The organism is Amycolatopsis sp. 505, assembly GCF_031625235.1.
In the GTDB taxonomy this organism is placed as follows: Bacteria; Actinomycetota; Actinomycetes; order Mycobacteriales; family Pseudonocardiaceae; genus Amycolatopsis.
The window spans coordinates 74025-99558 of record NZ_JACKQP010000019.1; the positions used below are offsets into that span (position 1 = coordinate 74025).

General features: G+C 74.1%; 20 protein-coding genes. 9 read left to right on the top strand and 11 right to left on the bottom strand.

The features are described 5' to 3' along the window. Positions 1–73: 73 nt before the first annotated feature. Together H5965_RS44120 and H5965_RS44125 are read left to right on the top strand one after the other, a co-directional pair. Positions 74–1882, top strand: a complete 1809-nt coding sequence (locus H5965_RS44120) for a heparinase II/III family protein (RefSeq protein WP_310977273.1) — start codon at positions 74–76, stop codon at positions 1880–1882. Beyond that, on the top strand, positions 1879–2988 hold the full coding sequence (locus H5965_RS44125; protein ID WP_310977274.1) for a substrate-binding domain-containing protein: 1110 nt from the start codon (positions 1879–1881) through the stop codon (positions 2986–2988). The genes H5965_RS44120 and H5965_RS44125 overlap by 4 nt, the downstream gene beginning before the upstream one ends. 142 nt (positions 2989–3130) lie before the next feature. On the opposite strand, the gene H5965_RS44130 is transcribed toward H5965_RS44125, so the two are convergent. The 4 genes from H5965_RS44130 to H5965_RS44145 all read right to left on the bottom strand — a co-directional run bounded on the left by H5965_RS44130 (position 3131) and on the right by H5965_RS44145 (position 8212). Then, positions 3131–3976: a protein kinase domain-containing protein gene (locus H5965_RS44130; RefSeq protein ID WP_310977275.1), complete on the bottom strand. Its 846-nt coding sequence runs from the start codon at positions 3974–3976 to the stop codon at positions 3131–3133. 94 nt (positions 3977–4070) lie between these two features. After that, a complete protein-coding gene (locus H5965_RS44135) occupies positions 4071–5171 on the bottom strand; it encodes a LacI family DNA-binding transcriptional regulator (protein ID WP_310977276.1) in 1101 nt (366 codons plus the stop codon). 113 nt (positions 5172–5284) lie between these two features. After that, on the bottom strand, positions 5285–6625 hold the full coding sequence (locus H5965_RS44140) for a serine/threonine-protein kinase (RefSeq protein WP_310977277.1): 1341 nt from the start codon (positions 6623–6625) through the stop codon (positions 5285–5287). Between the two features lie 195 nt (positions 6626–6820). Then, complete coding sequence (locus H5965_RS44145) at positions 6821–8212, bottom strand: protein kinase domain-containing protein (protein ID WP_310977278.1); 1392 nt, start codon at positions 8210–8212, stop codon at positions 6821–6823. Positions 8213–8472: 260 nt separating this feature from the next. Here H5965_RS44145 and H5965_RS44150 point away from each other — a divergent pair, with 260 nt between their 5' ends. Beyond that, complete coding sequence (locus H5965_RS44150; RefSeq protein ID WP_310977279.1) at positions 8473–8898, top strand: STAS domain-containing protein; 426 nt, start codon at positions 8473–8475, stop codon at positions 8896–8898. A gap of 34 nt (positions 8899–8932) precedes the next feature. Then, a complete protein-coding gene (locus H5965_RS44155) occupies positions 8933–10117 on the top strand; it encodes an MFS transporter (protein WP_310977280.1) in 1185 nt (394 codons plus the stop codon). Here H5965_RS44155 and nrfD read toward each other — a convergent pair. From nrfD to H5965_RS44175, 4 genes are all read right to left on the bottom strand, one after another. Next, entirely contained in the window at positions 10077–11063 is a 987-nt protein-coding gene (gene nrfD, locus H5965_RS44160; protein WP_310977281.1) for an NrfD/PsrC family molybdoenzyme membrane anchor subunit, read from the bottom strand. The two genes, H5965_RS44155 and nrfD, sit on opposite strands and share 41 nt — an antisense overlap. Positions 11064–11193: 130 nt before the next feature. Beyond that, positions 11194–12219 carry a 4Fe-4S dicluster domain-containing protein gene (locus H5965_RS44165; protein WP_310977282.1) on the bottom strand — a complete coding sequence of 342 codons (1026 nt, stop codon included), beginning with the start codon at positions 12217–12219 and terminating at the stop codon, positions 11194–11196. Then, the gene (gene fdh, locus H5965_RS44170) at positions 12216–15494 is read right to left on the bottom strand and encodes a formate dehydrogenase (RefSeq protein ID WP_310977283.1); all 3279 of its coding nucleotides are present in this window, start codon (positions 15492–15494) and stop codon (positions 12216–12218) included. Before fdh ends, H5965_RS44165 begins: the two co-directional genes overlap by 4 nt. A gap of 163 nt (positions 15495–15657) precedes the next feature. Next, a complete protein-coding gene (locus H5965_RS44175) occupies positions 15658–17166 on the bottom strand; it encodes an MFS transporter (protein ID WP_310977284.1) in 1509 nt (502 codons plus the stop codon). Between the two features lie 192 nt (positions 17167–17358). Here H5965_RS44175 and H5965_RS44180 point away from each other — a divergent pair, with 192 nt between their 5' ends. Beyond that, entirely contained in the window at positions 17359–17772 is a 414-nt protein-coding gene (locus tag H5965_RS44180; RefSeq protein ID WP_310977285.1) for an STAS domain-containing protein, read from the top strand. A 38-nt stretch (positions 17773–17810) separates the two neighbouring features. On the opposite strand, the gene H5965_RS44185 is transcribed toward H5965_RS44180, so the two are convergent. Continuing rightward, positions 17811–18293: a DinB family protein gene (locus H5965_RS44185; protein WP_310977286.1), complete on the bottom strand. Its 483-nt coding sequence runs from the start codon at positions 18291–18293 to the stop codon at positions 17811–17813. After that, positions 18290–18919 (bottom strand): class I SAM-dependent methyltransferase, encoded by a 630-nt coding sequence (locus H5965_RS44190; protein ID WP_310977287.1) that lies wholly within the window; start codon positions 18917–18919, stop codon positions 18290–18292. The genes H5965_RS44185 and H5965_RS44190 overlap by 4 nt, the downstream gene beginning before the upstream one ends. Positions 18920–18985: 66 nt before the next feature. Between H5965_RS44190 and H5965_RS44195 the strand changes: the two genes are divergently transcribed. The 4 genes from H5965_RS44195 (at position 18986) to H5965_RS44210 (ending at position 21258) form a co-directional block, all read left to right on the top strand. Beyond that, positions 18986–19564 carry an XRE family transcriptional regulator gene (locus H5965_RS44195; RefSeq protein WP_310977288.1) on the top strand — a complete coding sequence of 193 codons (579 nt, stop codon included), beginning with the start codon at positions 18986–18988 and terminating at the stop codon, positions 19562–19564. A gap of 79 nt (positions 19565–19643) precedes the next feature. Then, complete coding sequence (locus tag H5965_RS44200) at positions 19644–20201, top strand: hypothetical protein (protein WP_310977289.1); 558 nt, start codon at positions 19644–19646, stop codon at positions 20199–20201. Between the two features lie 65 nt (positions 20202–20266). After that, positions 20267–20794: a DUF6630 family protein gene (locus H5965_RS44205; RefSeq protein WP_310977290.1), complete on the top strand. Its 528-nt coding sequence runs from the start codon at positions 20267–20269 to the stop codon at positions 20792–20794. Then, positions 20791–21258, top strand: a complete 468-nt coding sequence (locus H5965_RS44210) for a cupin domain-containing protein (protein ID WP_310977291.1) — start codon at positions 20791–20793, stop codon at positions 21256–21258. Before H5965_RS44205 ends, H5965_RS44210 begins: the two co-directional genes overlap by 4 nt. A gap of 2 nt (positions 21259–21260) precedes the next feature. Here H5965_RS44210 and H5965_RS44215 read toward each other — a convergent pair whose 3' ends face one another. Then, entirely contained in the window at positions 21261–25460 is a 4200-nt protein-coding gene (locus H5965_RS44215) for a cation-translocating P-type ATPase (protein ID WP_310977292.1), read from the bottom strand. Positions 25461–25534 lie beyond the last annotated feature (74 nt).

Consider the following 25534-nt stretch of genomic DNA (forward strand, 5'->3'; position numbering starts at 1 on the left):
CGGGCTGTGCCATAGTGCGAGTCAACAATTCAGCTCAAAAACAATCACAATCGATCAGAAGCGAAGGAACAACGTGGTTCTGAGCGCTCTCTTCGCCGGCCGTCCGGTGGCCCGGCCCGCCTTCCCGGACGTGCGCGACCGGGCGGTCTGGGACGCGGCCGACGGCGCCGCGCTGATCGCCGACGCCCGCGTTCTGCTCACGCGGCCGGCGCCGGTCCTGACGGCCACGGCGTGGGCCCGGACGTTCCGCGACGGCGTCCGGACCGACTACGAAGACGCTGCCCGCGAGCTGCGCGAACGCGTGACCACGCTGGTCCTGGCCGCGGTGCTGACCGACGAACTGTCCGTTTTGGACGGTGCGATCGACGGCCTGGTCGCGCTGGCCGAGGCCACCACCTGGTGCTGGGCGCCGCACGACCGGCACACGGCCGCCCGCGGGGAGGTGCTGGCCGATCCCGGCGACCCGTTCCTCGACCTGGGCGCGGCGGAGGTCGCGTCCCTGCTCGCCTGGGCCGATCACGTGCTGGGGCCCCGCTTCGACGCCCGGGCGCCGGGCGTGCGCCGTCGCCTGCGACGCGAAGTCGGACACCGGGTGCTGACGCCGTTCGAGCGCGTCCGAGACTGGCACTGGCTCGGCCTCGACGGCGACGCGCACAACTGGAACCCGTGGATCCACAGCGCCGTCCTCACCGCCGCGCTCCTGCTCGTCGACGACGAAGAGCGGCGACAGCGGCTCGTGCGGCTGGTCGTCGAAGGCCTCGACCACTACCTCGCCGTGCTGCCCGACGACGGCGGCATCGACGAAGGCGTCGCCTACTGGTGGCACGGCGCCTGCCGCCTGCTGGAATGCCTCGACCTGCTGGCCGGGGCCACCGGCGTCGACGCGCGGGAGCTCCCCCTGCCGGCGCCGCTGATCCGCTTCCCGCACCGGATGCACCTGGGCGGCGACGCGTACGTCAACGCCGGGGACGCCCCGGCCCGCCTGCCCCTGGCCCAGCCGTGGCACGTGCTGCACCGGTGGGGCGAGCTGCTCGGCGACGACGAGGTCCGGGCGCACGCGGTGAGCCAGGCCCGCGCGAGCGGGCGGCCGGTGTGGCCGCAGGCCGGGCTCGGCCGGGCCCTGTCCGCCCTGGCCGACCCGGGCTGGCGCAAGGCGTGGGCGGGGGATCCGGACGGAACCTGGCTGGCCCGCGACCAGTGGCTGCCGCGGGTGCAGGTGCTCGTGGCCCGGGAGACGGCGGGCTCGGTGCGCGGGCTGACCGTGGCGGTGAAGGCCGGGCACAACGGCGAGCGGCACAACCACCTCGACGTCGGGTCCTACTGGGTGGCCGTCGAGGGCGTGCCGGTGGTGGCCGACGTGGGGCAGCCGACCTACACCGCGGGCAGCTTCGGGCCGGACCGGTACCGCGCCTGGCCGCTGCGCAGCGAGTGGCACAACGTCCCCGAGCCGGGGGTGACGCAGGAACCCGGGGACGCCTTCGGGGCGCGGGACGTCCGGGTCGGGCTCACCGCGTCCGAAGCCGTGCTGTCCGCGGACCTCGCCGGGGCCTACCCGGGCGTGGCGCGATGGATCCGTTCGGTGCGGCTGGTTCGGGACACACCCGCACACGTCCTCGTGGAGGACGACGACAGCGTCCGGCCGGTGCGGCTGCGGCACGTCCTCGCCGGGGACGTCGAGCTGGCCGAGGGCGAGGCGTTCGTGTCCCTCGGCGGCCGGCGGGTGCTGCGGCTGAGCTGGGACCCCCTGGCCACCACCGCGGAACTCGAGCGGCGGGCGCTGGACGACCCGCTGCTGCGGGCCTCCTGGGGCGCCCACCTCAGCCGGCTCACGCTGCTGGTGCGCGAGGGCCCGGCGCGGGTCCGGCTGGAGCAGGTCCGATGATGCTCGCCTCCGAACGGCACCAGCTGATCCTTTCCCTGGTGCGCGAACACGGCGCGGTCCGGCTCACCGAGCTGGTGGCGCGGCTGGGCGTCACCGCGGTCACCGTGCGGCGGGACGTCACCGAGCTGGCGGACCGCGGCCTGCTGACGCGGGTGCACGGCGGCGTCACCCTGACCCGGCCCCGCGGCGGCCACCCGGAGCCCGGGCGCGCCGCGTCGCCGTTCGGCCCGTCCGCGCCCGGCGCGCTGGTCGGCATGGTCGCGCCGTCGGTCGAGTACTACTGGCCGCCGGTGATCCAGGGCGCGCAATCCACGGTGGCCGCGGCCGGTGGGCGGCTGGTCCTGCGCGCGTCCAGCTACGACGCGGCGGAGGACCGCCGTCAGATCACCACGCTCCTCGAACGCGGGGTGCAGACGCTCTTGGCCGCGCCGGCCACCAGCGGCCGCGGAGCGCTGGACCTGCTGCGGTGGCTGGGTTCGCTGAGCGTCCCGGTGGTGCTCGTCGAACGCCTGCCGCCGCCGGAGCTGCCCACGCTGGCCCTGGACGCGGCGACCACGGCGCACGCGCTGGGTGCGGGACTGGCCGTGCGGCACCTGGTTTCCCTCGGCCACCGGGCGGTGGGGCTGGTGACGTCCCGGTCCAGCCCGACGAGCCGGGCGCTGCGGGCCGGCTGGCGGGAGACGATCGCCTCCCTGGGCCTGGACGCCGGCGCGGCGCTGGACCTCGACGTCCCGGTCTACGGCTCCCCGGGGTGGGCGGGGGAGTACGACACGCTGCTGGACCGCTGCCGCCGCGCCGGCGTCCGAGCGTTGCTCGTGCACGCCGACCGCGAGGCCATCGGCCTGATCCAGCGCGCCCGCGACGGCGGCATCGCGGTGCCCGGCGAGCTGGCGGTGGTTTCCTACGACGACGAGGTCGCGGCGGCGTCCGACCCGCCGCTGACCGCGGTGTGCCCGCAGAAGCACCGGCTGGGCGCGGTGGCCGCCGAGCTCGCGCTGGCCCGGCTCGCGGACACGACCGAGCGGCCGGTGCACCGGCTGCAGCTGTGGCCGACGCTCGTGGTGCGGGAATCGTGCGGAAGCGCGGCGGAATCGCGGCCGCTGTGAAATCGTCGAATTCAACCACGTTTCTTCGGCGGCCTGCGGCCGGGCCTTCGGAAAAGGACGCACCGGATCCCGACCGCCTGATGCGCCGGCTGGTCGCGGGCGCGGCGGCGGTGACGGCGCTGAGTGCGTACGCGGTGATCCCTCAGGGAGCCGCGAGACGGCGGAGGGCCGCGTGGGTCGTCACCGCCGTGCCGAGGGCGAGCGCGAACACCGTGCCCGCCACCAGGACCCGGCTGCGGGACCGCGCGGCCCGGGCCGGGATCGCCGCCAGGGGACGGGAAACCGCCAGATCGGTGAGGATCCGCTCGGCCTCGGCCATCGACGGGCGGGCCGCCGGTTCCGGGCGCACGAGGTCCAGCACGGCGTCGAGGACCGGCCCGTGCGCCCGCGGCGGGACGGCCGTGCCCGGCACCCGCCCTTCGAGCGCGAAGTACAGTGTGGCGCCCAAGGAATAGACGTCCGCGGGACACCCCGGGCTCGCGCCGCGGGCCAGCTCCGGGGCGGGGAAGCCGCCGGTGCCCAGCCCGAAACCCGCGATCTTGGCCGTCCCGTCCGCGGTGACCAGCACCTTGTCCGGGCCGAACCCGCGGTGGAGGATGCCGTCGGCGTGCGCGGCCGCCAGCGCCGAAGCCAGCTGGGCGCCGAGCGCCGCCACGCGGTCCGGCGGGACGCCGCCGCGCCGCTCGACCAGCTCGGCCAGGGTGCCGGCCGCCAGGTCCTCGGTCACCACGTACGGCGTCAGGTCGTGTTCGAAGACGTCGTGCACCACCACGACGTGGGGGTGGTGCAGCCGGACGGCCACCCGTGCGTCGCGGATCGCCTTCGCCCGGACGCGGTCGGAATGGGCCGCGTCGAAGGGGCAGCCCGGCGGCAGCCGATCGACGACGACGAATCGGTCCAGCAATTCGTCCTTGGCCCGCCACGCCCGCCCGCCGGTCGGTTCCAGCAGCCGGTATCGCCCGGCCAATGCGCCCTTTTTCGCTGCCACCGTGCTCCCCTGTCGACGTCGGCGACCCCTCTACGAGGAAATACGGCCGCAACGGGAGACGGGTTCGGTCCGGAAGCCGATTGTCCGGGAATTCTCACCCGCCGGAGAGCGTCGCCCCGTGCCGGACGGCCGGGGCCGCCGCGGTGCTTTCCCCGGCGGCCAGCGCGGGCGCCACGGTGCCGGGCTCGGCCGGTTCGCCGTCGAGCTGGCGCACCGCCTGCCGGACCGACAGCACCCCCAGCTCGGCCGCCGGGACGACGACCGCGGTGGGCCGGATCCGCTGCTGGCCCGCCACGGTGTCCGAACAGATCGCGACGACCGAAATGTCCGCCGGGACCTGCCGCCCGCGTCGGCGCAGGGTGCCCAGCACCAGCGGAAGAGCGGCTTCGTCGCGGACGACCAGCGCGGTCGGGCCACCTTCGACGAGCAGCTCGTCCAGGCAGCGGGCAACGTCTTCGGCGGCCGACGCGCACGGTGGGGAAATCGCTTTCACGCCGCGCTCTTCGGCGGCCGCGCCGAAGGCTTCCTCGAAGCCCTTCAGGTACCGGAGCCGGTGGCCGGGCGAGGTCGCCGACGGGCCGAGGTGGGCGACCGACCGGTGGCCCAGGTCGGCGAGGTGGGCCAGGCAGGCCCGGGCGGCCGGGGCGAAGTCGAGCGTCACCGACGCCAGCCCGCGGTGCTGCCCCGGCGCGCCGACCAGCACCGCGGGGCGGCCGGAAGCCAGCAGGACCGGTACGCGCGGGTCGTCGTCGCCGGCGTCCAGCACGATCACCGCGTCGGCCAGCGCGGCCGACGTCACCCGGTGCAGGCCGGACGTGCCTTCGTCGTCGGTGACCAGGAGCAGGTCGAAGCCGAGTTCACGGGCCGCGCCCGCGGCCGAGGAGAAGAATTCCATCTCCATGCCCAGCTGCCGGTCGCCGAGCGGCGGCACCGCCACCGCGAGGATCCCGGCGCGGGGCGACGGGGAGCTGCCGCGGCGCCGGTAGCCGAGGGCGCGGATGGTTTCCTCGACCCGGCGCCGGGTGGCCGGGGAGATCGTCCGCTTCCCGGTGATCACGTAGGACACCGTGCTCGCGGACACGCCGGCCGCGTTCGCGACGTCGGTGATCGTGACCGCGCCGCGGCCGCCGCCGGGCGCTTCGTCCGCCGCGTCGCGGAAATTCGTCATCTTCGTGAGGACTTTCTCGAGACCCATTGTCCGATCCGTTGTCCGGCCGGAAGTTAGCGCTAACAGGTGGGGTGGGTGACGACCATAATGCCGGTCAACGACGCTGGTCAAGACACCTTCGTCGGATGATCGAAAACGATTCATTCCCCCGGACGGCAGTCGGTGACCGGCAGGCCGCGGTGGCCGCCGCGGGTCAGGGCGATGAAGCCGAAGGTGGTCGATTCGCCGGGCTTCAGCCGGGCATTCCACTCGGCGTTCACGATCGCCGAGGTGGCACCGGTTCGCACGAGCCTGCCGTTCCACAGGTCGTCGATGCGCGTCCCGGCCGGGGTCGGCCAGCTGACGGTCCACCCGGTGACCTCGGCCCGCCCGCTGTTGCGCACGGTCACCAGCCCCTTGAAGCCGCCGTTCCACGATTCCACCACCTCGTAGCGGGCGGCGCAGCCGGGCGGGCCGGTGGTCCGGGACGGGACCGGGTTCGCCGACGGCGCCGACGCCAGCTGGGCCGCCGCGCTCGCGGGCTCCCGGCCCGGCGGCAGCGACGTCGCCGCCACGACCGCGGCCGCCGTCAGCGCCAGGGCCGTCCCCGCGAAGGCCGGCCGGGACCGGCGGCGCCGGGGCGGCGCGGGCGGCTGGTCCGCCGGGACCGCCACCGGGGTCACGCCGGGCGCGGTGGCGCGGGTGAGCAGCCGGACCGCCCCGGCCATCGCGGGACGGGCGGCCGGATCCCGGGCGAGCAGCCGGAGGACGGCGTCGGTGACCGGGCCGCTGGTGGCGGGCGGGGTGACGGCGCCGGCGCCGACCCGCTTGAGCAGGGCCAGCTGGTTTTCGTCGGTGCCGAACGGCGGCCGCCCTTCGAGTGCGGTGTAGAGGGTCGCGCCGAGTGAGTAGACGTCGGACGGGAAGCCGGGTTCCTCGCCGTCGGCGACTTCCGGGGCGAGGTAGGCGGGCGTGCCGACGACCAGCCCGCGGCCGGTCGCGGTGCCCTCCCCGTGCGCGTGGGCCACCCCGAAGTCGGTGATCTTCGCCGAGCCGTCGGTGGTGACCAGGACGTTGTTGGGGCTGATGTCGCGGTGCACCACGCCTTCCGCGTGCGCGGCGGCCAGTGCCGAGGCGAGCTGGGCGCCCAGTTCGGCCACGTACTCCGGCACCAGCGGGCCCTGTTCCTCCAGCAGTTCGGTCAGCGTCCGGGCCGGCAGGTACTCCATCGTGATGTAGGCCGCGGTTCCCTGCTCGACGACGTCGTACACGACGACGGCGTGGGGGTGGCGCAGCCGGGCGGTGACGCGGGCCTCCCGGATCGTCCGGTCGCGCGTGCGCTCGGCGGCCGCCGGATCGGCGGGGGAGTCGGGGAAGAGCTGCTTGATCGCGACCAGGCGGTCGAGCCGCTCGTCCTTCGCCCGCCACACGGCCCCCATCGCGCCGTGACCCGCCCGGCCGAGCACGCGGTACCGGCCGGCGATCACTGCCCCTTCGTGCACGGGCACGCTCCCCTCTGTCGTCTCCGTCAAGAGGGAACACGGCCCGTTCCCCGGCGCAGTTCGGCTCGTCGGAGCAATTCACTCACCTGGGTGGGGGTACGAAATTGCGTTCGACGTATTCGTTCCGGATGCCGGAAACGGAAGAGGTCGCTACGGAAGAATCGGCAATCCGGTTGTGACGGAACGATAACGGTCTCAGTTCGACCGGCAGTTGACGACCGGGAGGGCCGGGACGACCGCGCGGCCGGGCGTGACGTCCTGGTTGAGCCCGAACGAAGCCGAACCGTCCGGCTCGACGAGGGCGTTCCAGCCCGCGTCGGTGACGGTCACCGCCGAGCCGACCTGGGTCAGGGTGCCGTTCCAGAGGTCCCGGATGCTCGCGCTGCCGGGCTGGACCCAGGTCACCGCCCAGGCGATGAGCCGCCTCGGCCGGTCGTTGTGCACGGTCACCTGCACCTGGTAACCGCCCGGCCAGGCGTTCGTGATCTCGTAGCGCGCGGTGCACCCGGCGGTGGCGCCGAGCGGTGCGGGCGGCGTGGAACGCCCCGCCGGTCCGTCGGACACGCGAGCCGACGCCGGCGCGGGTGCCGTGGTGGTGCTGCTGACGGTGCGGGAGGTGGTGATCGTCGCCGGCGGGTGCTCGATGGGGGCCGCCGTGGTGGTCGCGGGCCGGTCGGCGAGGGCGAGGCCGGCGGCCACGCTGACCGACGTCAGGCACGCGGCGGCCCCGGTCACGGCGACGCGGCGGAACCGCGACCGGCGCGGTGCGGCGTCCGCGCCCGGCTTGCCGACCGCGGCCAGCAGGTCCACCGCCTCCTGCATCGACGGCCGGGCGGCGGGATCGCGTTCGAGCATCCGCATCAGCACGGCCGTCAGCGGGCCGCCGTGGACCGGCGGGGTGAGCTGGTTCTCGGTGATCCGCCGGAGCAGGGTGATCGGGTCGTCGCTGGTGCCGAACGGCGGCGTGCCCTCCAGCGCCGTGTACAGCGTGGCGCCGAGCGAGTAGACGTCGGACGGCAGGCCCGCTTCGCCGCCGCGGGCGACTTCCGGAGCCAGGTAGGGGAGCGTGCCGACGACGACACCCTCGTCGGCGGCCGGGTGCTCGCCGAGCGCGCGGGAGACGCCGAAGTCGGTGATCCGGGCGGTGCCGTCGTCGGTGACGAGCACGTTGTTCGGCGTGACGTCCCGGTGCAGGATCCAGTCGCCGTGGGCCGCGGCCAGCGCGGCGCCGACCTGGCGCCCGAGCCGCAGCACGTCGCACCGGGGCAGCGGCCCGCGCGCGACGAGCAGCTCGGTCAGCGAACGCGCGGGCACGTACTCCATGACCAGGTACATCGAGCCGGCGTCCTCGAAGACGTCGAACACCGCGACGGCGTGCGGGTGCCGCAGCCGGGACGCCAGCCGCGCCTCCCGGATCGCGCGTTCGCAGACGTCGCCGCCCGCGCCCGGCTCGTGCAGGAACTGCTTGACGGCCACGACGCGGTCCAGGCGCTCGTCCTTGGCCCGCCACACCAGGCTCATCGCGCCGCGGCCGAGGTGCCCCAGTAGCCGGTACCGCCCGTTGACGAGCTGTTCCTCGAAAGCCACCCACACCCCTGCGTCGGTCGACGAAACGATGCACTTTTTAGCAGAAGACGGGCGTTCGGTGGGGTTCGGGACCGGCTGGATCTCCGAACCGTTATCCGGATCACCGGCGGGACATTCCCGGAATTCGGGAGCCGGCGTCCGCATTCGACGAATTCGGCGCCGACGCGGAAGTCCCGGCCGCAACGGCGTACGGTGTGGGGCAACGCGGTTCAGCCGGCAGCCGCCCCCCTGCGCGTCCGTCCCCGTCCGTGGGAGGTCCTGTGCTCGACCAGATCGCCGCTCCGCAATTCCGCGTCGACGTCCCGGCCGCGATGACCTTGCGGGTGACGGCCACGGCGGAGGCGACGACCGTCGCGGTCCGCGGCGAGATCGACCTGCCGGTGCTGAGCCGTCTGCGCACCCGGCTGGGCGAGGAGATCGACCTCTCGCCGCGGGCGCTCGTGCTGGACCTGTCGGAAGTTTCGTTCTGCGGCACGGGAGGGATCACGGAGCTGCTGGTCGCGGCGTCGGAGGCGCACGTGAGCGGCGTGCCGTTCGCGATCGCGACCGGGGCGCGGGCGGTGCTGCGGCCGATCCGGGCGCTGGGCCTCGAGCGGCTGCTGCCGATCCACGAGAGCGTCGAGGCGGCTTCGGACTGGCTCGCGGTGCTGCCCCGGTTGCGGGGGAGCGCGTCCGCCTCCGCTTGACCTCGACCATGCTGGAGGTCCTAGCGTCGCCACCATGACCGGGACGACACTCGCCGACGTGCGGAGGCCGCCGAAAGCGGCGCTCATGACGCTGCTCGGCGTCAGCACCATGACCATCATGGCCAGCGCCACCATCACCCCCGCGCTGCCCGGTATGGAACGGCACTTCGCCGCCGAACCGCACGCCCAGCTGCTGGTCCGCTTGGTGCTCACCCTGCCCGGGCTGGCCATCGTGCTCGCCGCGCCGCTGCTCGCGCGGCTCAGCGGCCGGACCGGCCGCGTCCCGGTGCTCGCCGGGTGCCTGCTGCTCTACATCATCGGCGGCGGCTCCGGCCTGGTCCTGGACTCCCTGCCCTGGCTGCTTGCCGGGCGCGCCCTGCTCGGCGTCGGGATCGCCGGCGTGATGACCACCTCGACCGCTCTGCTCGCCGACCACCACTCCGCCGGCGAGCACGGCCGGGTGCTGGGGCTGCAGGGCGCGGCGATGGGCTTCGGCGGCGTCGTCGCGCTGCTGCTGGGCGGCCTGCTGGCCGCGGTGAGCTGGCGCGGCCCGTTCGCCGTCTACCTGCTCGCGGTGCCGCTGGTGGTCCTCGTGCTCCGGTACGTCCCCGAAGCGGAGGGGCACCAGACGGGGGGAGACGTCCCGGCCGGGTCGCCGTGGCAGCCGCGGCTGTTCGGCCGTTGTGCGCTGATGTTCCTCGGGATCGTGGTCTTCTACACCGTGCCGACGCAGGCGCCGTTCTGGCTGGACCACGTGGGTGGCGCGGGCCCGGCCGTGGCCGGCGCGCTCATCGCCGCGGTCAACCTGGTGATGACCGTGGTGGGGCTGAACTTCCGGCGGCTGCGGGCACGCTGGGACTTCCCGGTGCTGGCGATCGCGGTGTTCGCGGCGTTCGCCGCCGGGCTGGTCCTGCTCGGTTCGGCCGGCTCTCTCGGTGTCGCCGCGCTCGGCATGGTCGTCGTCGGGTTCGGAATCGGCTTGCTCAACCCCACGGTCAACGGCTGGGTGGTGGCCTCGGTCGAGCCGGGCGCACGCACCAAGGCGCTCGGGCTGCTGACCTCGGCGTTGTTCCTCGGCCAGTTCGCCTCGCCGCTGCTCGCCCAGCCGATCGCCGACGCCGCGGGTCTCGGCTGGACCTTCGGCTACGCGGGGATCGCCGCGGCGGTGATCGCGGTGGTCACGGCCGTCGCTGCCGCTGCGGCACGACGACGTACTTAGGATCCTTTGTGGACGCCACACCCGCTTCGAACACCCCGAAGCGCTGCAGGGCGCTCCCGGCGAACAGCGCCGCCCCGGCCGCCACGGAGACCGCCCGGCTGCGGTGCCCGGCCAGCGCCCCGAGCAACCCGGCCGCGGTCAGGCGCTCCGACCACTTGCGCAGCCGGTGGGCCTTGCCGGTCGTGTACGCCTCCGCGGTGAGACCGAGCCGCTTCTCCAGCACCTTCGAGGCGACCAGCTCGGTCGCCGCACCGATGGCCGCCAGCACCCGCGCCGGGCCCGCCTCCTCGACGGGGACCAGCGCCATCGCGAAGCCGCCGGAACTCGCCGCCGCCGAGCCGGTGAAGACGAACGGCAGTTCCGCGTGGGCCTCGTGCCAGGCCGGCACCGCCGTCTGGGACAGCAGGACCGCCGTGTAGGAGGCGACGGCGGGAGCGAACACGGCCGAAACGAGCCCGGCCGGCCGCGCCACGGCGGCCACCAGCCGCCAGGGCACCACTTCGGCGGCCGCGGCCACGCCCATCCCGGGCCCGAACGCACTCAGGATCCAGGTGCCGACGCTCATCGGCGACGTCGGTTTCGCGACGCGCAGCATGTGGTGGAAGCGGGCCGGCCGCCCGAGGTCGGCGACCAGCAGGTAGACGCTGGCCACCAGGGCGCCCAGTGACCCGGCCCGGCCCACCCGGCGCAGCGCGGGCCGCCCGGTGAGATCGGCCCCGGCGGCGAGCAGCGAGGTGCCCGCGGCGAGCCCGCCGGTGAACAGGTAGGCGGGAACCTTCCACTCCCACACGGGCGGCTTGAGCACCGGCCGCCCGTAGTAGGACCGGAATTCGGCGCGGGGAACCATGAGTTCTTCACCGGAGCCGCCGCGTTTGCGGCGGCCGCCGAACACGCGCGCGCGGGTGTCGGCGGCTCCGGCGTCGCTGCGGGGTTCGCGTGGGGTCACCGGCGCCCCCTCTCGAAGGTGGCTGCCGCGGCGGTGGGTGGCCCTTCGCCGGAGCCGCGGCGTTCGCGGTGGCCGGGCGCGGGTGCGCGGGTGTCGGCGGCTCGGGCATCGCCGCGGGGGTCGCGTGGGGTCACCGGCGCCGCCTTCCGAACGGACCGAACGACGCCACCGCGGCGGCCAGCAGGGCCGAGGCCGCCATCCCGGCGTACTTCCACATCGCGGGCAGCTCGCGGGTCGGCACCACCGGGTCCGGCGGGAGCCCGTAGACCTCCGGTTCGTCCAGCAGCAGGAAGAACGCGCCGGCGCCGCCGACGCCGTCCTCCGGGTCGTGCCCGTACAGGCGCGCTTCCGGCACGCCCCGCGCGTGCAGGTCCGAAACCCGGCGGGCGGCCCGCTCGCGCAGCTCGTCGAGCTCGCCGAACTGGATCGAGTCGGTCGGGCAGGCCTTGGCGCAGGCCGGCTCGAGGCCGTCGTGCAGGCGGTCGTAGCAGAGCGTGCACTTCTGGGCGCGGCCGTCGTCCGGGCGGCGGTCGATCACGCCGTACGGGCAGCCCGAAACGCAGTAACCGCAGCCGTTGCAGATGTCCTGCTGCACCACCACCGTGCCGAACTCGGTGCGGAACAGGGCTCCTGTCGGGCAGACGTCGAGGCAACCCGCGTGGGTGCAGTGCTTGCAGACGTCCGACGCCATCAGCCAGCGGAAGTCCGTCCGGCCCTCGGCGCCGGTCCGCGCGCCGGGCAGGTCGAACGACGGCATCCCGAGGTCCTCCGGCGCCCGCGGGGCGGGAGCGGTGCCGAGCGGGGCGTCGCGCAGCTCGCCGGCGACGAACGCGGTCGTCACGTCGATCGCCGACGGCCCGGTCGGCAGCCCCTCGAGGCCCGGCGACTGCCCGCCGAGCGGACGCTGCTGCTCGATGAAGGCCACGTGCCGCCAGGAGTTCGCGCCGAGGGCGCCGGTGTTGTCGAACGACATCCCGAGCAGGTCGAGCCCGTCCTCGGGGACGTTGTTCCACTCCTTGCAGGCGACTTCGCAGGCCTTGCAGCCGATGCACACCGACGTGTCGGTGAAGAACCCGACGCGCGGCGGGTGCCCGGTGTGCCCGGCCTCGCCGGCGACGTCCGGCAGCGGCCCGGAGAGCCGGTTCTCGGTCGTCATGGTCGGTCCTCCGTCGTGTGGCCGGGTTCGACGTGCTCGGTGCCGTGCGCGGTCGCCACCCGGGTACCCGTCTCCGGCGTGATGCCCGCCCGCGTGCGGTATTCCTCCAACAGCGCCAGCAGCTCGGCGCCGCGCGGCCGCCGGCCCGGCTGGACGTCGCAGGTGGCGACCTTGCTCTCCTGGATGAACACGTTCGGGTCCACCACCACGCCGAACAGGTCGTTGACGACGTCGCGGGACACCAGGCCCGAGCTGCCCCAGTGGTAGGGCATCCACACCTGGTGCACGACCCGGTCCTGCACCCGCAGCGGCGCCATCCGGTCGGTCACGAACACCCGCGCCTCGACCGCCGCCCGCGCCGTGACGACGTGCGCCCAGCCCAGGTGCGCAAGCCCGCGCAGCTTCGCGAGCTCGGGGGAGACCTCGACGAACAGGTCCGGCTGCAGCTCCGACAGGTACGGCAGCGTGCGGCTCATCCCGCCCGCGGTGTGGTGCTCGGTCAGCCGCGCGGCGGTGAACACGAACGGGAACACCTCGCCCCCGGCCTCGGGCGGCGACGGGTGCGACGGGTTGTCCCGGCGGCCGTAGACCTTCCGCGTCGGATTCCCCTGCTGCGTGTAGAAGGGGTTCCGGAACGGCGATTCGTGCGGCTCGTAGTGCGTCGGCAGCGGGCCGTCGGCCAATCCCGACGGCGCGAACAGCCACGCCTTGCCGTCCGACTGCATGACGAACGGGTCGTCGCCGCGCAGGGCGGCCGGCCCCACGGCGTCCGGCGGCGGGACGTGGTCCGGTGGCTTGGTCTTCTCGAAGTCGGGGACGTCGTGGCCGGTCCACTCGCCGCGCTCGGCGTCCCACCACACGAGGGCCTTGCGCTCGCTCCACGGGCGGCCGTCCGGATCGGCGGACGCGCGGTTGTAGAGCACCCGCCGGTTCAGCGGCCACACCCAGCCCCACTCCCGCGCGTACAGGTCCTGCTCGAAGCGGGACTTGCGGCGGGCGGCCTGGTTGACGCCGTCGGCGTAGACGCCGCTGTAGATCCAGCACCCGCACGAGGTGCTGCCGTCGGCCTTGAGCTCGAGGTAGCCGCCGACCTGCTTGCCGGTGGTCACGTCCTGGCCGCTGATCCGCCGCAGCACGTCCTCGGCCGACGGTTCGCCGCCGTGGGCTTCGTAGTCCCAGGCGAGGTCGAGCACCGGCCGGTCGCGTTCGTCTTCCGAGCCCGCCAGCCGCTCCCGGACCAGCCGCCCGAGGTGGTAGAAGAACCACAGTTCCGAGCGCTGGTCCTCGGCCGGTTCGACGGCCTTTTCCCGCCACTGCAGCATGCGCTGGGTCTGGGTGAACGTCCCTTCCTTCTCGACGTGCGAGGCGGCCGGGAAGAAGAACACTTCGGTGCGGCACTGCTCCGGCACGATCTCGCCGGTCTCGATCTCCGGCGCGTCCTTCCAGAAGGTGGCGCTCTCGATCATCGTCAGGTCCCGGACGACGACCCAGTCGAGGTTGGCCATGCCGAGCCGCTGCAGGCGCCCGTGCGCCGACCCGACCGCGGGGTTCTGCCCGAGCAGGAAGTAGCCGGAGACCTTGCCGTCGACCATGTCCATGACCGTGCGGTAGGTGCCGTGGTCGCCGTTGATCCGTGGCAGGTAGTCGTAGCAGAAGTCGTTGTCCGGAGTGGCTTTTTCGCCCCAGTACTCCTTGAGCAGCGACACGGTGTAGGCGTCGGCGTTGCGCCAGAAGCCCTTCTGCTTGTCGCCGCGGACGCTGTCGAGGTAGTCGTTCAGCGTGGCCTGTTCGGGTGTCGGCATCGGCAGGTAGCCCGGCAGCAGGTTGAACAGCGTCGGGATGTCGGTCGAGCCCTGGATGCTGGCGTGCCCGCGCAGCGCGAACACCCCACCGCCGGGGCGGCCGATGTTGCCGAGCAGGAGCTGGATGATCGAGCCGGCCCGGATGTACTGGGCGCCGACGCTGTGCTGCGTCCAGCCGACGCTGTAGACGAGCGCGGCGGTGCGTTCGCGGCCGGAGTTGCGCGTCCAGGCGTCACACACCCGCTGGAAGAGCTCCTTCGGCGTCCCGCAGGTGGCCTCGACCATCTCCGGGGTGTAGCGGGCGAAGTGGCGCTTGAGGATCTGGAACACGCAGCGCGGGTGCTGCAGCGTCGGGTCGGCGGCGATCTCGTCGCTGCCGCCTTCGAGCACCGGGCCGCCCGAGCCGTGCTGGTCGGACGCCGACGTCTCCTTGCCGTGCGAGGTCTCCTTCGGCCGGACGCCCTCGTAGTGCCAGGTCGCCGGGTCGTAGGCGGCCTTGGCCTCGTCGTAGCCGCTGAACAGGCCGTCGAGGTCCTCGGTGTCGCGGTAGTCCTCGGACACCAGGAAGGAGGCGTTGGTGTAGGCGACCACGTACTCGCGGAAGTCCAGGTCGTTGCTCAGGATGTGGTTGATCACCCCGCCGAGGAACGCGATGTCGGTACCGGCCCGCAGCGGGACGTGGGCGTCGGCCAGCGCGCTCGTGCGGGTGAAGCGCGGGTCGATGTGGAACACCTCGGCCCCGCGGGCCTTCGCCTCCATCACCCACTGGAACCCCACCGGGTGCGCCTCGGCCATGTTCGAGCCCATGATCACGACGCAGTCGGACTTCTGCAGGTCCTGCTGGTAGTCCGTCGCGCCACCGCGACCGAAGGAGGTCCCCAGACCGGGAACCGTGGCGGAGTGTCAAATCCGGGCCTGGTTCTCGATCTGGATCGCGCCGAGGGCGGTGAAGAGCTTCTTGATCAGGTAGTTCTCTTCGTTGTCGAGGGTGGCCCCGCCGAGGCTGGCGAGGCCCATGGTCCGGCGCAGCGGCTTCCCGCGCTCGTCGGTGTCCTGCCAGCCTTTGCGGCGGGCGTCGAGCACGCGATCGGCGACCATCTCCATGGCCGTGCCGAGGTCGAGCTCGGTCCACTCGGTGGCGTAGGGCGCGCGGTAGCGGACCTTCTGTTCCCGCTGCGGGCCGGTGACCAGCTGCTTGCTGGCCGACCCCTTGGGGCAGAGCCGGCCGCGCGAGATGGGACTGTGCGGGTCGCCTTCGATCTGGACGACCTTCTCGTCCTTGACGAAGACCTGCTGCCCGCAGCCGACGGCGCAATAGGGGCAGACGGACTTGGCGACCCGGTCGGCGCTCGTCGTGCGCGAGGCGAGGGCTTCGGAGTGCGGGGACTCGGCGGCCTTGCCCCGGCCGAGCGGGTCGGGGCCGGTCAGCTGGCGGTAGACGGGCCAGGACTCCAGCCACTTCCGTGGTCCCACGCCCACCTCCCGACCGCGACGTTCCCGCTGGGGCGACTACCCGGGCTTTGCCGAGCCTAAACCGGTCGGGTCCCGGACGCCCGCCGCCGATGCCGCGAATGACTCATTCGGGACGTCGGAGGTCCCGAATGAGTCATTCGCGACGTTCGGGCCGGGTGTCCCGTCAGGTCGAGAAGGGCGAGGACGCCCCTTCCGCGCGGGTGCGGCCCCGGCGTCCGGAGGCCGCCAGCGGCTGGGCGATGTCCTCCAGGGACTTGCCTTCCGCGTCCACGGCCAGGAACCGGGCGATCAGGCCGCCCGCGATCATCACCGCCGCGCCCAGCAGGTAGCCGATGAACAGGCGGACCGGGTGCTCACCCGTGCCGATCAGCGCGCCGTAGATCACCGGGCCGAGTGCGCCGAAGCACTGCGCGATGGCGAAGAACACCGCGATCGCCTTGGCCCGGACCTCCAGGGGGAAGATCTCGCTCACTGTCAGGTAACCCGCGCTCGCGCCCGCGGAGGCGAAGAAGAAGATGACGCACCACGCGATCGTCTGGGTGATCGCGTTGAGCGCGCCCGCGTAGAACAGCACCGCGGTGATCGCCAGCAGGACGCCCGACACGACGTACGTCCCGGAGATCATCTTGCGCCGTCCGAGGGTGTCGAACAGGTGGCCGATCGTGAACGGGCCGACCAGGTTGCCCACCGCGAACGCGATCAGGTAGATCGGCGTCGCCTCGGATGAGACGCCGTAGAACTTGCCGAGCACCAGCGTGTAGGTGAAGAAGATCGCGTTGTAGAGGAATGACTGGCTGATCATCAGCGACGCACCCAGCACCGCCCGCGACGGGTATTCGCGGAACAGCACCCTGGCCAGCGCGACGTACCCGATCTGCTCGGCCGGCGTCACCTCGATCGCCTTCTTCTCGTCGACCGGCGGCAGGCTGCGGCCGCCGTGCTCGACCTCCTCCTCGATCTGCTTGATCGACTGCTCGGCCGCGTCGGCCTTGCCGTGCATGATCTGCCACCGCGGGCTCTCCGGCAGGTGCCGCCGCACCAGCAGGATCACCAGGCCGAGCACCGGTCCGATGAGGAAGCCCAGCCGCCAGCCCAGGGACAGGTCCATCCGGTTGAGCAGGATGTAGGTGCCGATCGTGCCCAGCACGGCGCCGGCCCAGTAGGTGCCGTTGACGGCGATGTCCACCCGGCCCCGGTAGCGGGCGGGGATCAGCTCGTCGATCGCGGAGTTGATGGCCGCGTACTCGCCGCCGATGCCCATGCCGGCGATGAACCGGGTGGCGTACAGGAAGATGACCCAGCCCGCGCCGTTGCCCAGGGTCAGCGCGGTCAGGCCGCTGCCGACGAGGTAGACGGCCAGCGTCAGCATGAACAGGTTCCGCCGGCCGAGCTTGTCCGAGAGACTGCCGAAGAACAGCGCCCCGACCACTTCGCCGGCCAGGTAGATCGTCGCCAGCAGCCCGACGGCCGCCGACGACATGTGCAGCGTCTCGGGCTTGGTGAGCGTGTCGGCGACGGCGCTGGCCACCGTGATCTCGAGGCCGTCGAGGATCCAGGCCACCCCGAGGGCGACCACCATCCGCGTGTGGAACGGGGACCAGGGCAACCGGTCGATGCGGGCCGGGATGAGCGTGCGCACCCCGGCGGACGCCGGATCGGGTGTTGCCGCCATGACAACCTCCTTGAGAGCAGATCGCCCCGCGTGACTTCCCCCGTCTTCCCCTGGTGAAACACGATCGGGTCGACTCGGGTGGTCACACCTTGTGATCAGCCGGAGACGGTTATTAGCCTGACGCGCGAGCGGGTCGTGCAGGAGCCGCAATGCCTGTTCGTGCCGGTCTCGTGGTGGATGGGGTGTTTTCGCGTGGCGTCCTTCGGGTCCCCGGCGGGGCGGTTGCGGGTTTCGTGCTCGCACGGCGAGCCGGTGCTCCTGACCTTGTCCGGCGAGCTCGACGCCGGCACGGTGCTGGTCGTCGTCGGGGCGGTCGCCGCGGCGCTGGCGAGCAGCCCGGAACCGCGGGTGATCGTGCTGGACTTGGCGCAACTGCACTTCCTGGGCGCGGCGGGCGTCCGCGCGCTGAGCGCGGTGACCGACCACGCCGCCGCCCAGAACGCCCGGCTCCGCGTCGTCACCGGCGGCAACCCCCTGGTGAGCCGCGCGTTGCGGCTGACCGGGGTGGACCGCGTGCTGGACGTCTACCCGGATCGCCGCGCGGCACTGAGCGTCGGCGACGGTCGTGAGTTCCTCCGGCTGACCGCCCGGATGTGGAACAGCTGACCGTCCACATCGGAGTGGCGAGCACGACGAGCGGCACGTCACCGGCCGGTGCTGCCGTCGATCAGCTCGCGGAGGATGTCGGCGTGCCCGGCGTGGCGGCCGGTCTCCTCGATCAGGTGGACCAGGGCCCAGCGCATCGACGGCGCGGCACGGCCGGGGCGGGCCACCGGCCGGGTCAGGTCGGTGCAGGCGTCCATGACCGCGTTCGCCTGCGAGCACGCGGCGCGGTAGTCCGCCACGACCGAGGCGACCGTCTCGTCCGGCCGCGGCCGGAACGTGCCGGGCCAGTCGGCGACGTCCTCGCCGAGGAAGGTGAACCGCTCGACGTGGGCCAGGTGCCGGACCAAGCCCAGCAGCGAGGTGCCCGACGGGGCTCCGGGCGTCCGGACCTGCGGTTCCGGCACGTCCTCGGCCTTCGCGACGATCGCGGCCCGCAGGTGGTCGAGGAAGCCGCGCAGCACGTCCTTCTCGGCCGGTCCGGTGCGCGGGGGCGGGGTGTCCCGCCGTGGGGTCCGGGTCATCGGGGGTCCTTTCCGGCGGTGCGGCGGACGAGCAGCAGGTGGTCGACGACGTCGGCGGTCCGCCCGCCGGGTCCGGTGGCGCGGCGGGCCAGGGTGTCGGCGCGCTCGACGGTCCACTCCGCGGGGTCGAGTGGCGGCACCGCCAACGCGGGAAGAGCGGCCGGGTCCTGGTTCCACGACCACGGCGCGACCGAGCCGTGCTCGACGACCAGCAGCCGGCCGCCGGGGGAGAGGGCTTCCGCCGCCCGCCGCAGCACCTGGTTGCGGGGCAGCGGGAACGACGTGTGCAGGTAGTGCGCGGAAACGAGGTCGAACGGGCCCGCCGGGAAGGTCGCGGCCAGGTCGTGCCGCTCGGTGGTGATCCGGTCCGCGAGCCCGAATTCCCCGGCGAGGCGGTCCAGGTGGGCGAGGGCGACGGCGGAGATGTCGGCCGCGGTGACGCGCCAGCCGCGCCGGGCCAGCCAGAGCGCGTCCCCGCCGGCACCCGCCCCGAGGTCGAGGGCCCGGCCGGGGGACAGCGGGGGCACGACCTCGGTGAGCCGGACGTTGGGCCGCGGCACGCCGCCGGGGAAGTGGGCCGCGTAGTGGCCGTCCCAGAACCGGGACGCTTCGGTGGTCGGTGTCATGGCCCCACCCTGACCGGCCCCTGGCGGTTCCGGCACGCTTTCTTGCGGTTCCGGCAAGATGGCCGGGTGAGCGACGACTTCGAGGACGTCCTGCACGCCGTCGGCCCCCGGCTGCGGGCGCTGCGGCGGCACCGCGAGCTGACCCTGGCGGACGTCTCGGCCGCCACCGGCGTCTCGGAGAGCACGCTGTCGCGGCTGGAAAGCGGGCAGCGGCGGGCCAGCTTGGAATTGCTGCTGCCGCTGGCGCGCGCCTACGACGTCCCGCTCGACGACCTCGTCGGCGCGCCCCGCACCGGCGACCCCCGGATCCACCTGACCCCGATCCACCGGTACGGCATGACGTTCGTGCCGCTGTCGCGGTGGCCCGGCGGCATGCAGGCCTACAAGATGATCATCCCGAGCGCGGACCGGCCGCCGGAGCCGGACCACCAGACCCACGAGGGGCACGAATGGCTGTACGTGCTCCACGGGCAGCTGCGGCTGGTCCTCGGCGAGCACGACCTGGTCCTGCCGCCGGGCGAGGCGGCGGAGTTCGACACGACGATCCCGCACTGGCTCGGCAGCGCCGACGGGAAGCCGGTGGAGCTGCTGATCCTGTTCGGCCGGCACGGCGAACGCGCGCACCTGCGCGCCCGCGCGCACTGAGGAAACGGTTCGCCGCGCACGTATTCTCCGTACGGCGGGCGGGCGATCGCCTGCCGACGCAACGCGAATGGACGTGGGCATGACCGGATACGGCCGGGACCGGGAACGTCGCCGGCGCACCCGGACGCTGCTCGGCGTCGGGTACCTGGTGGCGCTGACGGCGGTGCTGGGCCTCAAGACCGGCTGGCTCCCGGCGGTGGCCACCCCGCTCGGCGTGCTCGTGCTGCTGGCCGTGGTGCTCCGGTGGATCATGTGGCGCGACGCGCGGGCCGAGCGCCGACGGCGGGCGACGGGCCAGACGCCGTCGTGGCCGGCCCAGCTGCCGGTGCAGGCGGCACTGCTCCTGGGCGCCAAGGCACCCGGCCACCACGCCCGCCGCGCCGACGAGGTGGGTGAGCTGTTCGGCCGGCTGTCCCTCCGGGACGGTTCGCTGCACTGGAAGCCGAGGGCCGGGGACCGCAACCGTGGCGTGGGACCGGTGACGTTCGACCGGTCGTGGACGACGGAGGTGGTTCCCTTGTGGGGCCCGGGAGACCAGGGGTGCCTGACGCTCACGTCCTCGGACGGCCCGGCGGTGGACGTATGGATCCGCCACCCGGCCGATCTCCGCCAGGCCTTGGCGGCACTGGTCCGTTAGGTTCGGGCCGCCCGGATGATCTGCCATGCTCTGCCGGTCGGACGCCGGCCCCACGGAGGACATCGATGACGGCACGTGACGCGCTTCTCGCGGTCGCCACCCTGCTGGCGCCGGACGCCCCGGAGGTGGCCACCCTCGCCGCGGCCGCCCACGACGATCAAGAGGCTTTCCTGCAGGCGCACGCCGACCGGCTCGACGAGCGCGGGATCGACGAGCCCTTCGACCTGCTGCCGTGGATCGCCCTCGTCAACGCCCTCGCCGATCAGGGGCTGCTCGCCGAGGTCGACTGGAAGGAGGCGCCGGACGAAATCACCGGCCGGTTGCGGGGGCTGCGGTCCGCACCGATCGCCGATGACGTCTGGACGCCGGCCGGGAGCGAGCTACCGACCTACGACTTCCTCGAGGAGGCCGGAACCCGCCTGCACCGCGCGGAAACCGCCCTCGCCGTGTTCGACATCGAGTCCGACTGCTACCCGCTCGTACTCCTGCCCGCCGACCACGGCGCCGACCTCGTCCGCCTCGCCGCCGAAGCCGGGTTCACCGCCGAGGTTCTGGACAACGCGGCCGGAACACCGGAAAGTGACCTGCCATGACCGGAGAAGAGATCGTGCTCGGCCCCTTGCCCAAGGGCATCACCGCCGCCGGGGAAGGGAAGGTGTGGAACGTCCTCGGCCACACCTACGCCATGAAGGCCGCCAGTACGTCCAGCTTCGCCTTCGAAACCCTCGACCCGCCCGGGACCGGCGTACCGCCGCACGTGCACCCCACCCAGGACGAGCACATCTACGTCCTGGACGGCGTCTTCACCCTCTACCTCGACGGCGAATGGACGACCGCCGGCCCCGGGGACACCGTGCGGATGCCGAAAGGCCTTCCGCACGCCTACTACAACCGCAGCGATGCCCTCACCCGCGCGCTGTTCTGGGTGAGCCCGGCCGGGCGGCTGGCGCAGCTGTTCGACCGGCTGCACGACCTGAGCGACCCGGCCGAGGTGGTCCGGCTGTCGGCCCTGCACGACGTCGACTTCCTGCCGCCGGGGTCGGTGGACGGCGCCTGACCTCAGCGGCCGGCGGTGGTGTCCACTGTGGACACCGCCGCCCCCCGGCGCAGGATCGGCAACGACGACGTCAAGGCCCCGGTCGCGACTCCCGCGCCGACGCCGGCCCAGGCCAGCGGGCCGAGCGGGGTGCAGCCGAAGAACCGGCTCACCCCCGGCGTCTGCACGATCGCCGCCAGCGCGAGGGCGGACCCGACCGCCGTCCCGACCACCAGGGGGCTGCGGCGGCGGCCGCGCAGGGTCTGGGCCAGCTGGGTGCCGACCAGGCCGCACAGGGCCATCGTGCTCGTGCGGCGCTCCGTTCCCGGGGTGAACCGGCCGATCAGCCACGCCGTCGTCGCGCCGACGCCCGTCGTCACGCCGCGGCTGGTGATCGCGCGGTTCAGGCCCGGGCCGAGGCCGCCCGGCGCACGGTCGTCGTCCGGACGCGTCACGGCCACCGCCATCGCCGGGAACAGGTCCGTCAGCAGGTTGACCAGCAGCAGCTGGCGGGTGCCCAGCGGCGAGTCGCCCGCCAGCAGGGTGCCCAGCACCGAGAAGCCGATCTCGCCCGCGTTGCCGCCGACCAGGATCACCACCGCGTCCGACACGCTCCGCCACAGTGCGCGGCCCTCCGCGACCGCCTCCAGCAGCACGGTCAGGTCCTCGTCGGTCAGCGCGACGTCGGCCGCGGTGCGGGCGGCGGTCGAGGCCCGGGCGCGCACGCCGATGCCGACGTCCGCGGCGCGGATGGCCGCCGCGTCGTTCGCGCCGTCGCCGACCATCGCCGTCACCCGCCCTGCCTCGCGCAACCACTCGACCACCTGCAGCTTCTGCTCCGGCGCGACGCGGGCGATCACGCCGGCGCCGGACAGCAGCCGGGCCCGGCCGGCGCGATCGAGCGCGGCCAGCTCGTCGCCGGTGACGACCGGGGCGTCGGACGGCCAGCCGAGCGACGTCGCGATGGCCCGCGCGGTGTTCGGGTGGTCGCCGGTGAGCATCACGGGTGAGACGCCGGCCTCGCGCAGCCCGCCGATCAGCGGCCCGGCCGTCGGCCGCAGCGTGTCGGCCAGCCCGAGGAAACCGAGGAACTCCAGGTCCGCCAGCACTTCCGCGTCGTCGTCGAGCGACGGCGGCGCCTTCCGGGACGCCACGGCGAGCACGCGCAACCCCTGGTCCGCCAGCGCTTCCGCGGCGCGGGCGAGCTCCTCCGCGCCGGTGCAGGCGGGCAGGACGACCTCCGGGGCGCCCTTGACGAGCAGCGTCACCTCGCCGTCCCCCTCCCGGCCGATCGTGGCCGAGTACCCGCGGTTCGCCTCGAACGGCTGCCCGGCGAGCTCGGTCCAGCCCTCGTCCGGGCCGGCGGCCTCGAGCACGGCGTGGTCGGTCGCGTGGGCTCGCACGTGGGGATCGTCGAGCATGCCCGGGCACGCCCGTGCGGCGGCCCGCACCACGACGTCCTCGGGCCCCGGCTCGCGCGCCTCCCCGCCGGGCCCGGTCGTCGTCACCACGCGCAGCTTGTTCTCGGTCAGGGTGCCGGTCTTGTCGAAACACACGACGTCCAAGCGCCCCAACGCTTCCAGTGCCCGCGGCGCCCGGACGAGGATGCCACGCGCGGACAGCCGGCGGGCCGCCGCCCGCTGCGCGACGCTGGCCACGAGCGGCAGTCCTTCGGGCACCGCGGCGACGGCGATGGCGACCCCGCCGGCCAGCGCGCGGCGCAGCGGACGGCCGCGGATCGCCGAAAGGCCGGTGACGAGCGCGCCGCCGAGCATGGTCAGCGGCAGGGCGCGGCGGGTGAGGTCCTGCAGCCGCGCCTGGATGCCGACCGCGGCGGCGGTGCGGGTGGCCAGCTCGACCGCCCGGCCGGCCACCGTCTCCGAGCCGACCGCGACGACCACCGCGGTGGCTTCGCCGCTGACCACCGTGGTGCCGGCGAAGACCAGGCAGCTGCGCTCGGCCATCGGGGCGCCCGGCACCGGGTCGAGCTGCTTGGCGACCGGCAGCGACTCGCCGGTCAGCGCGGATTCGTCGACTTCGAGGTCGCCCGCGGTCAGCAACCGGGCGTCGGCCGGGACGACGTCGCCGACCCGCAGCTCGATCCGGTCGCCGGGTTCGATCGCCCGCGCGTCGACGACCTCGCCGCCTGCCCGCCGCGCCCGCTGCCGCTCGTCGTCCCGCAGTTTCGCCAGCGCCCGGCGGCCGCGGAACTGCTGGGCCCCGCCGACGACGGCGTTCAGGCCCATGGCCGCGGCCACCAGCAGCGCGTCCACCGGCGAGCCGACCACCGCGGACGCGACCGCGCCGAGGGCCAGCACCGGGGTCAGCGGGTCGTTCAGCTCGGCGACGACGTCGGCGGCGAGGCCGGTCCCGAACCGGACCGGCGCCGCGGCCGGGTGCCGGGCCACCGCCCCGGCGGCCGCCCGCACCCGCCGGGTCGTCAGCTCCCAGTTCGTCGGCTCGGCTCGGGCGTCCGCAAGCCGCTGGAGGACCTCCTCGCCGGTCAGTTCGTGCCAGGCGATCCGGGTGCGGCCGGCCGGGGGCCGGGCGGCGGCCACCCGCACCGCGGCGAGCGTGCCCATCGTCAGGCCGGTCAGCCCGCCGAGCAGCACCGGGTCCAGCCGCGGCACGACCGGCACCAGCGTCCGGCGGCGGCGGGACATCAGCAGCAGGCCGCCGATCAAGCCGCCCGCGGTCGCCACCCGGGTCGCCCGCTTGCTGTTCACCCGCGCGGCCGCGGCCGCCCGCAGCACCCGCCACACGCCGGTCAGCCCCGGCCGGACGACGAGGTCGGCGCCCCAGAGCACCGGGGCGCCGCGGTCGGCGAGGGCGACGCAGAGGTCCCCGGCGAGCAGGCCCGCCACCTCGTCGCAGTTCGGCGCGCACGCCGCCGGCGGCCGCCCGACGGTGAGCACGACCCGGCCGTCGTCCTGCAGCCGCGTCACCAGCCCGGAGAACGATTCCTCGGCGACGTCGTCGGCGAGCGAGCTGAACTCGCCGAGCCGCTCGCGGGCGCCGGCCCCGGCGATGACCACCCGTGCCTCGGCCCGGCGGGCCGCGTCCAGCACGGCTTCGGCGTGCGGGTCGAGGCCGTCCGGGCCGTGCAGCGCGTCGGCGTGCAGCACGACGGTGTCCACAGTGTCCAATGCCTTGAGCCGGTCCGGGTCGCGGACGAGCACGCCTTCACGGGCGAACGCGGTCCCCATCGCGGTGTGGAAGGCGGTGTCGGCATACCGGGCTGGCATCGGCGACGCCGCGAGGAACGCTTCGGCGGCTTCGCGCGCGTTGCGGCGCACCAGCAGGTCGGCGAGGGCGGCGAGCAGGCCGCCGCCGACGGCGTTGCGGGCGTAGTCCTCCATGGGGATGCGGACCCGGCGCTCCGCCGGGGTCACGCCGAGGCTGGGCCGCTCCGGCGAGCAGAGGTCGTCGTGGTGGGCGTCGAACGCGGTGAGCCGGGCGATCACCTCGGTGAGCTGGCCGGTTCGCAGGACGGCGTCCAGCAGCAGTTCGAGGGGGTCCTGGCTCAGCCCGCGCACCGCCGCGGACACGCCCGCGCGCGCCAGCTCGGCCGTGTACCAGCCGAACTGCTCGTCGAGCGCGGCACGGACGGCCGGGTGTTCCCGGGCCGCCGACACGGCGGCGCGCACGGCCGGGTGCAGCCGCGTCGTCCGGGTGCCGACCGAAACGGCGAGCCCGGCGACGTCCATCGCCAGGGCGAGGGCGGCGGTCCGCACGCCGTAGGTGTCGCCGGGGTGGGCGGGGGCGGAGTCACCGGGCTCGGCCGCCGTCAGCCCGTGCCGCCCGCAGCGATCGGCGATCCAGTCGAGAACGCGGTCGGCGGCGGCCTCTTCGGCGAGGTGGAGGACCACGCTGCCGAGCCCGCCGTCCCAGTAGGCGCCGGCGACGTCGGTGTGCCCAGCCAGCTCGGCAGCGAACGCGGAGCCGTCCGGACGGTCTCCGGTGGGGCGCAGGGGGACGTGCAGCCGGCGTCCCGCGCGCCAGACGGCGGACCGCGGACCCGCCGCGTTGCGCACGACCCGCGCGGCGCGCACGGCGGTGCGGCTGCTCGTCCGGGTCGCTTCGGCCGCGGTCCCGGCGGCGCCCGCGACCAGGTCGCCGGCGAGCGGGCCGAGCACCTGTTTCGCCTGGCGGGTGAGGAGGAGCGGGCCGGCCAAGGCCAGCGTCATCCCCGCCTTCGTGACCGCGAACAACCCACCGAGCACACCGACCTCCGCCTGCCGAGCCTGTCCGTTTCGCGTTCCCCGGTGGCCGGAGGTCAAACCCGCCCGATCGCGGG

Excerpts from the sequence above, each read along its gene's own strand:
- H5965_RS44125 (WP_310977274.1), top strand. The coding sequence starts at position 1,879 with ATGATGCTCGCCTCCGAACGGCACCAGCTGATCCTTTCCCTGGTGCGC.
- H5965_RS44135 (WP_310977276.1), bottom strand. The coding sequence starts at position 5,171 with ATGGGTCTCGAGAAAGTCCTCACGAAGATGACGAATTTCCGCGACGCG.
- H5965_RS44155 (WP_310977280.1), top strand. The coding sequence starts at position 8,933 with ATGACCGGGACGACACTCGCCGACGTGCGGAGGCCGCCGAAAGCGGCG.
- H5965_RS44165 (WP_310977282.1), bottom strand. The coding sequence starts at position 12,219 with ATGACGACCGAGAACCGGCTCTCCGGGCCGCTGCCGGACGTCGCCGGC.
- H5965_RS44175 (WP_310977284.1), bottom strand. The coding sequence starts at position 17,166 with ATGGCGGCAACACCCGATCCGGCGTCCGCCGGGGTGCGCACGCTCATC.
- H5965_RS44185 (WP_310977286.1), bottom strand. The coding sequence starts at position 18,293 with ATGACCCGGACCCCACGGCGGGACACCCCGCCCCCGCGCACCGGACCG.
- H5965_RS44190 (WP_310977287.1), bottom strand. The coding sequence starts at position 18,919 with ATGACACCGACCACCGAAGCGTCCCGGTTCTGGGACGGCCACTACGCG.
- H5965_RS44200 (WP_310977289.1), top strand. The coding sequence starts at position 19,644 with ATGACCGGATACGGCCGGGACCGGGAACGTCGCCGGCGCACCCGGACG.
- H5965_RS44205 (WP_310977290.1), top strand. The coding sequence starts at position 20,267 with ATGACGGCACGTGACGCGCTTCTCGCGGTCGCCACCCTGCTGGCGCCG.
- H5965_RS44210 (WP_310977291.1), top strand. The coding sequence starts at position 20,791 with ATGACCGGAGAAGAGATCGTGCTCGGCCCCTTGCCCAAGGGCATCACC.